The organism is Alkalibacillus haloalkaliphilus C5, from assembly GCF_000269905.1.
GTDB lineage: Bacteria > Bacillota > Bacilli > Bacillales > Alkalibacillaceae > Alkalibacillus > Alkalibacillus haloalkaliphilus_A.
Genome location: NZ_AKIF01000167.1, coordinates 1 through 5,824 on the forward strand (window position 1 = coordinate 1; position 5,824 = coordinate 5,824).

Genomic DNA, 5,824 nt, shown 5'->3' on the forward strand with positions numbered 1-5,824 from the left:
TTGGCAGTCTCAGTAGTTCCCACATCGCCGATCATCAATTGATAACCCATCTCTTTTAACTCAATAACCGTCGATTTAATTTCATCGGCATGTTCAATTGTAAAAACATCAACATTTAAATCTAAAATGTCTATAATAGCTTGGGCACCTAAAGTCATCGTCGGATAACATACTAAGACTTTCTTCTGTTCGAAATTACTTGTCATAGTTAAAACACGAAGTAAATCATAACCAGACATTGAAACATCTATAACAGGTATGTTTGTCACTTCACGAATTAAGTGCGCTGTTGCTGCACGACTAATAATGACACCATAACCTTCTTCTTCGGAGCGCTTGCCAATATTCGCACCTTCTTCCAAATTTCCTACTTCAATAGATAATTCCACACCATAAATCTCATCACGACACTCCTCTACAACTTGAACCATTGATTCATAAGGTGCAATAAATTTCACCTTTATGTCCATTTTTACAACACCTCTATATATAAGTTAATTTCATTTAAGTTTAATAATTGCAATATACAACAAATACCGTTAAATATCGACTATTTGTTACATTTTTTCTACAAAACAAGACAATAATAAACAGACTACCTCTTGACATTTTATATTATTCGTTTAATATGTATAGTATAAATTAAATAAATTAATAACCTTTTCGAAAGGTGGATTTCTAAATGAGTGAAGACTTAACGCGCGTACATGAGTCTGAAGACGTCATGATTAGTGCAATTGCTCAGTCGATGACAGTCTACGGCGTGTCAGCTTCTGTAGGTCGAATTTATGGTGTCCTTTATTTCTCAGAAGAACCATTAACATTAGATGAGATTAAAGACCAAGTTGCTATGAGTAAAGCAAGTGTAAGCAATGGCATTCGAGAGTTAATCGAAACCGAAATGGTAACGAAAGTTTGGAAGAAAGGCGAACGTAAAGACCATTTTATCGCCGAAAAAGACTTTCTAAGAAATTTCATTAACTTCTTCGTTAAAACGTTACGTGTCGAACGCAACTTAATTAACAAAGCGATCGAACAAACAGAACCAACGATTACAGAAGTTGCTGAACAGTCCGAAGATGAGGAAGCTGAGCGAATCGCTAAACGAGATTTAGAACTGATCCAAGAATCAAAAGACTACCTAGATTGGTTAATGCGTCTAGCAAACTCTTTAGAATCAGGTGAAATCTTTGAACATCTACCAAAGAAATAGACTTAAAGGAGACATTTTATGAAGAAGAGCGATTCAGCCTTAGTTTTAATTGATATACAGAAAGAATCAAACTTTGGCTTAGACAACATGGAAGAAGTCATTAAAAATACTGAAAAGCTATTACCAGCTTTTCGAGCGTCTAATATACCTGTTATATATACACGTCATATTAATAGAGCTGACGCTGTCGGCTTATCAGAAGGCGAACCATTAAACGAAGATGGATCACCTTTTTATTATCATGATGGAACAGACCAAATTGAAATCTTTGACGAAATTAAACCAGAAAAAGACGAAATCGTCATTGATAAATACCGTTGGAGTGCTTTTTTCGATACAAGCCTAGATTTAATGCTAAAAAGCCTAGGTGTAAAGCACTTGTACATTGGGGGTGTTGTAACAGATGGCTGTTTAATGACCTCGGTGTTTGATGCGTATTTTAGAGACTATCAAATTAATTTAATTCATGATATTACTTCAGCAAGCAATGAAGGTGCCCACCAGTCAGCGATCCTAACGATGACGAATTGGGTTTACAACATGAAGATTTATGACACAGATCAGCTTATTAAAAAGTTAAATGGACAATCACACAATTACTTTGAAACAGATCGCGCAGATGCGATGCAATTCACACCAGAAACAATGCAAGATCAATTTAATAAAATTGTTAGCAAACTAGCTGAATAGTTAGTTTCTAAATATAAAGAAACAATCACTTAGTTGAATCACTTTAAAATCACTCATTCAAATTAACAGAAAGGGAGTTTTTGTTAACATGAAGAAACTAATTGCAATTACTGCAATGATCACGATGCTTATTCTTGCAGCATGTGGCGGAAACAACGGTGAAGAAGGTACAGAAGATGCTGCGGAAGAAAAGGGAGAAATCGTATTTGGCCAAACATCTTGGACAAGTACAGAAGCACCAACACAAATTGCAAAGCAAATTTTAGAAGAAGTTGGTTACGATGTTGAAATTACTTTACTAGACCAACCAGTCATTTGGGAAGGTTTAGAGAATGAAGAGATCCACTTCTTTATGGATGCTTGGCTTCCATACACTGAAGCTGCATTATGGGAAGACTACCAAGACTCACTACAACAAGTATCAACAAGCTATGAGGAAGTTCCTCTAGGCTGGGTTGTTCCGGAATATGTTGACGCTGAAACAATTGGTGACTTAGAAGGCCGCGCAGATGAATTCGATGGCGAAATCGTTACAATCGGTGAAGGTGCAGGCATTGTTGAATTAACGTATGACGTTATGGAAGAGGAAAACTATAATTTAGATGGTTTCGAAGTGACACCAACTAGTGAAGCAGCTATGTTAGGTGTTATGAATTCAAAAATTGATAACGAAGAGCCATTTATCATTACAGGCTGGAGACCACACTCTATGTTCGCACAACATGACCTTAAATTCTTAGAAGACACAGAAGGTCACTTCCAGTACGACAATGTGTATGTCCTTTCTTATCAAGGTATTGAAGATCAACCAGAATACGAAGAAGCATACGACATCTTATCTCAATGGAGCATCGACGTCGATGACTTAGAGGAAATGATGTATGACTATGAAAACAACGACGTTAACTTCGAAGACTCGGCAGCAGAGTGGATTGAGGAAAACCGCGACACTGTTGATGAGTGGATTAACTAAATTTGTGAGCAATTCCCCTAAATATATATAGTTAAGCAGAACAAATGGGCGGGCGCTGAAGTATTAGCGTTCGCCTATTTGTTTTTTGTAAAAAAGCAAGGGAGTCCCCCTGACTTCTTTCGTCATTTCCTCGGAAATAGCGATTAATTTCATCCCATAATTGGTGTAGTCATGTCGATTTTTAAAACATATCAAAAAGATAAAACACTAATCCCACCCAAAGAGCAGAAACAAACATGACTGAATTAAATATAACTCTTCTTTTTCGATCTTTCACTTTAACCGTGTGCACTATAGGCAAAATGATGAGAATAGCAAAAGCATATAATAAAAAAGCAAAAGTATACACTGTGACACCACACTTCCTAAAAACTTGAATAGTAAGGTAGATTAAAATATTAAATAAGTGACCAATATTAATCTATTTCATCACTAAAAATATTAAAACGATCCCACACAACTTCTAACTCTTCTAAATGCTGTTCAATTTCCTTCCTCTTTCGACGCCCAACTGCTGTAATCAATGCATTTATTAAACTTAGGGGAGCGACAAATGAATCAATTAATGATGACATGTCACTTCTAGCACATAATGACACATCAGCATATGGATGAGTGGAGACATTCTATTGTCTGTAATGGCAACCACCTTCGTTCCACGATCATGGGCAAAAGATACAGCCTCGACTGTATTTTTCGTATAACGCGCAAAACTTAAGCCAATGACAACATCATCTTCATCAAGACGGAACAATTTCTCTGACACACCGTGTGGATTACGAATGAGTTCTGCGTTTTCTAACATGACATCAAAATAGAATTCTAGAAAGGATCCAAGCGAAACAGCACTTCGGTTCGCAACAATAAAGATCCGTTTCGCATTCACAATTAAATCGACTGCTTTGTTAAAATCGTCCATATTTAATTGCTGGGTCATTTCACGAATGCGATCCATATCTTCTTCAAACATCTCGACTGTTGCTTGTCCCTCTTCATCATAAATATCTTCTGAGATTTTCAGTTGCTCAACGGTCGTTAATTGCTTTTTCATCGCTTCTTGAAGTGACTTTTGAAACTCAGGATAACCGCTATACCCTAAATAAGTGGCGAAGCGATACACTGTCGCTTCACCAACTCCTACTTGTTTCGCTAATTGTCCGACCGTTAAAAACGGGACAGAGTTCATATGGCTTAACACATACCGCGCGATCTCACGCTGTGACTTACTCATGTCAGGTAGTTTATTCGTTATTACTTGATACAAATCAGCCATAAAACGCCACCCCTTTAAATTTTATCTTAAACGTTGAATCGCTTGTTCATGGGCATTAATTGTTGCCTGAATATCTTCATCACTGTGAACCGTGCTCATTGAATAACGATTTCCAGGCTTTGTATAAACGCCAAGGTCTAGTAACTCATAATCTAACTGTTTCCTTAAGTGCATATCCGCTTGGCTTAAGTCACGATAATTTCTTACCGTTTCATTAGTAAATACGATATTAAAGATGCTTCCCATACCAATTGTTTGCATTGGGATTGAATAACGATTATATAAGTTCTCAAGCTCATTACGTAGATACTCTGTCTTTTTCAGTAAGTCTTCCATAACGCCAGGCTTTTCTAACTCTTCAATCGTCGCAAGTCCTGCAGCTAATACAGTTGGGTGACCATTATATGTGCCACTATGGAATAAAGCACGATCTGTCACTTGCTGATTACCACCTGAAGTTAAAATGTCTTGCCCTCTTTCTGGCGACATTAAATCCATTAACTCAATCTTACCACCAAGCGCACCGACAGGGAAACCTCCACCTAACACTTTTCCTAACGCTGTTAAGTCAGGTTCTACACCGTATAACGATTGGGCGCCTCCAACGTTTAAACGGAAGCCTGTTTTCACTTCATCAAAAATTAAGACAATCCCTAACTCTTCAGTAACTTCTCTTAAACCTTTCATAAATGACTCATCTGCAGGGATAAAGCCACCTTGTACCGGCTCTAAAATGACCGCTGAGATCTCATCCTGTCTAGCTTTTAAAATTTTCTCCGTTGCTTCTAAGTCGTTAAACGGCAACACAACGGTATGCTCTAAATGATAGTCTGACATTCCACTAGATTCAGCTACTGAGATCGGTTCATCGGACTCGCCAGCTTGCTCCATATCTGGGTTAACACTGACAAGCATTTGGTCATAACCACCGTGATAATGCCCTTCAAACTTCGCCACTTTATGCTTACCATTATATGCTTGAGCAAGGCGAATGCTTAAAAGTGTCGCCTCAAGTCCTGAGTTCGTAAAGCGAATTTGATCCATTCCTGGGAATAGGTCCACTAGCCTTTGTGCCATTTGGTACTCCAAATTGTGAGGCGCACCAAAGACAAACGAACCACACTGCTCCATTTGTTTATACACCGCATCTTTAACCGCTTCATGACCATGCCCTAAAATTAAAGCGCCATAACATAATAAATAGTCTATATAATGATTGCCATCAACATCTGTTAACTGACTTCCTGTTGCTTGATCCATAATAATCGGATGAGGCGCAAAGTGTTTAATATTAGCCGTCACCCCACCTGGAATGACAGACTTCGCTTGCTCATAAGCCTGCTTTGAACCTCTCGTCTTATCTTCAAAATTCATCTCTCGCACAACATGTGCACTCATTTTCCACACCCTTTTACGAAATATTTATTTCATATAATTATTTATATGATAATGTTATTTCATTATGTAGGTGATTTCAAGGGATATGAAAAAATTATTTCATTTTTCATCGTTGTGATGGGTGTTTTTCAGGCGAACGCCCAATTATTTAAGCGTTCGCCTAATTATTTAGATTTTCGCTCAATTATTTAGATTTTCGCCTAATAAATTAAAAAATCGCCTAATTATTAAATAATTAGGCGATTTCCAAAACGAGTTCAAACAAGATTAATCTAAA

The 5,824-nt window shown here is 37.4% G+C and carries 7 protein-coding genes; 3 read left to right on the plus strand and 4 right to left on the minus strand.

The genetic code is table 11. The annotated features are described in order from the left end of the window. Positions 1 to 470 (minus strand): PrpR N-terminal domain-containing protein (locus A194_RS18615; protein ID WP_040403016.1); only part of this gene is annotated, 470 nt, incomplete at its 3' end. A gap of 212 nt (positions 471 to 682) precedes the next feature. Between A194_RS18615 and A194_RS0114065 the strand changes: the two genes are divergently transcribed. The 3 genes from A194_RS0114065 (at position 683) to A194_RS0114075 (ending at position 2,876) form a co-directional block, all read left to right on the plus strand. Continuing rightward, a complete protein-coding gene (locus A194_RS0114065) occupies positions 683 to 1,213 on the plus strand; it encodes a GbsR/MarR family transcriptional regulator (protein ID WP_017187450.1) in 531 nt (176 codons plus the stop codon). Positions 1,214 to 1,231: 18 nt separating this feature from the next. Further along, positions 1,232 to 1,903, plus strand: a complete 672-nt coding sequence (locus A194_RS0114070) for a cysteine hydrolase family protein (protein ID WP_017187451.1) — start codon at positions 1,232 to 1,234, stop codon at positions 1,901 to 1,903. Between the two features lie 88 nt (positions 1,904 to 1,991). Beyond that, positions 1,992 to 2,876: a glycine betaine ABC transporter substrate-binding protein gene (locus A194_RS0114075; RefSeq protein ID WP_017187452.1), complete on the plus strand. Its 885-nt coding sequence runs from the start codon at positions 1,992 to 1,994 to the stop codon at positions 2,874 to 2,876. A 416-nt stretch (positions 2,877 to 3,292) separates the two neighbouring features. Here A194_RS0114075 and A194_RS20855 read toward each other — a convergent pair whose 3' ends face one another. Genes A194_RS20855 through A194_RS0114085 form a run of 3 tightly spaced genes read right to left on the minus strand, consistent with a single transcriptional unit; the run spans position 3,293 to position 5,547 of the window. Beyond that, complete coding sequence (locus tag A194_RS20855) at positions 3,293 to 3,451, minus strand: hypothetical protein (protein ID WP_017187453.1); 159 nt, start codon at positions 3,449 to 3,451, stop codon at positions 3,293 to 3,295. Further along, entirely contained in the window at positions 3,439 to 4,149 is a 711-nt protein-coding gene (locus A194_RS18620) for a MurR/RpiR family transcriptional regulator (protein WP_237718780.1), read from the minus strand. The genes A194_RS20855 and A194_RS18620 overlap by 13 nt, the downstream gene beginning before the upstream one ends. Before the next feature lie 21 nt (positions 4,150 to 4,170). Further along, positions 4,171 to 5,547 (minus strand): aspartate aminotransferase family protein, encoded by a 1,377-nt coding sequence (locus tag A194_RS0114085; protein WP_017187454.1) that lies wholly within the window; start codon positions 5,545 to 5,547, stop codon positions 4,171 to 4,173. Between the last annotated feature and the right edge of the window lie 277 nt (positions 5,548 to 5,824).